The sequence below is a fragment of the Bacillus sp. DNRA2 genome, from assembly GCF_012843265.1.
GTDB lineage: Bacteria > Bacillota > Bacilli > Bacillales > Cytobacillaceae > Bacillus_BU.
The window spans coordinates 1-1,393 of sequence record NZ_JABAIT010000075.1 but is presented as its reverse complement, the minus strand read 5'-3'; the positions used below and the strand labels follow the sequence as shown (position 1 = coordinate 1,393).

2 protein-coding genes are annotated in these 1,393 nt (G+C 39.1%); both read left to right on the top strand.

Annotated features, from left to right (window positions below):
- Nucleotides 1-74: 74 nt before the first annotated feature.
- A complete protein-coding gene (locus tag HHO41_RS22000; RefSeq protein WP_169102738.1) occupies nt 75-386 on the top strand; it encodes a helix-turn-helix domain-containing protein in 312 nt (103 codons plus the stop codon).
- An 8-nt stretch (nt 387-394) separates the two neighbouring features.
- A complete protein-coding gene (locus HHO41_RS21995) occupies nt 395-1,330 on the top strand; it encodes an IS3 family transposase (RefSeq protein ID WP_169102740.1) in 936 nt (311 codons plus the stop codon).
- Nucleotides 1,331-1,393 lie beyond the last annotated feature (63 nt).

The following is a 1,393-nucleotide window of genomic DNA, read 5'->3' as shown; positions in this document are numbered from 1 at the left end:
CATTTTAGCCCCTTAACTGATTTGGACACCTAAATTTAGTAGGAGTACAATTTAGTTAAGAGGAGGAGTCCACTATGAGTAAGAGAAGAAATAGTGTGATGGAAGGGGTAAAGAAACAGTACGTTCGTATGGCTTTAGAAGCCGGAAACATGTCGTTTATAGCGAGAAAATTAGGCATGTCGACAAGTACATTAAGTGATTGGGTCAATTTGTACCGTGATGAAGTTGAACGTGAAATGGCTAACGAGGGAGTATTCCCACTGACCCAACCTCCTACCCCCAGCGATTTACAAGCAAAGTATGAAAAAGCTATGAAACTGTTAGGTGAAAAGGAACTCGAAGTAGCTCTTCTTCGTGAGCAACTAAAAAAAAACTTTCCGGGTTAGGTGATCAAATAAACTTAGCTTGTGAGTGGATCCATGAGGGCTTTTCAGCCCTACGGGTTCTAAAAGCACTTGGAGTGCACCGATCCACCTACTATTACAGAAAATCTCATTTTCCTTCCACTAAAAAGAACACTGGAGGGCGACCGGTTCCAGGTTTTTCAAGAAAGAAGGATGGGAAAAGGGTTCCAGACACAAGAATAAGACTTTACCTAACTAAACTAATTGATGGTGAAGAATCCGTTTATGGTTATCGAAAATTGACTCGCTGCTTACAACGAAAATATAAATTAATCATAAATAAGAAGAAAGTTTATCGTATGTGCAAGGAAATGGATATATTATTGCCTCAACGCGAAAAAAGGAATAAGTACCCTCGACGTATATCTAGAAATCACCTGATAACCGGCCCGAACCAGCTTTGGCAGGTGGATATAAAATATGGATTCATCACTGGTTCACGTCGGTTTTTCTTTCTTGCCAGTGCAATCGATGTCTTTGACCGAACCATTGTAGGCAAATACAAAGGCAAAACCTGCTCGTCAGAGCCAATTACCAAAATGTTAGAGAAAGCATTACTTAGTCGTGGAGTTGGATCTGAGAGAGATACAAAATTAGTTATTCGAACAGATAATGGGCCACAATTTTGTAGTAAAGCTTTTTATGAATTTTGTGTTAGACATAAGGAACAGCTGATTCATGAACGAATTCCGCCTAAATCACCGAATTTAAATGCCTTCATTGAGTCATTTCACAGTATCCTAGAACGCGAATGCTTTCAAAGACACGAGTTTAGAACCTTTGAGCATGCGTTTCAAAAAGTAGATGAGTTTATTTCGTTCTACAACAAGAGACGGCTACACGGAAGTATCAAAGATCTTTCTCCGTCAGAGTTTTTAAAACAATATAACGAAGGTAAAATTACAGGTTACAAAATTTCTGCATAATTAGAGAAAGTAAGGAATCGCAAGAAATCATGAGCAAGTGTCCAAACTTAGGGGGTTAGACCG

Bases quoted from the DNA above. Each gene is read 5' to 3' on its own strand.
- HHO41_RS22000 (WP_169102738.1), top strand. From the start codon at position 75: ATGAGTAAGAGAAGAAATAGTGTGATGGAAGGGGTAAAGAAACAGTAC.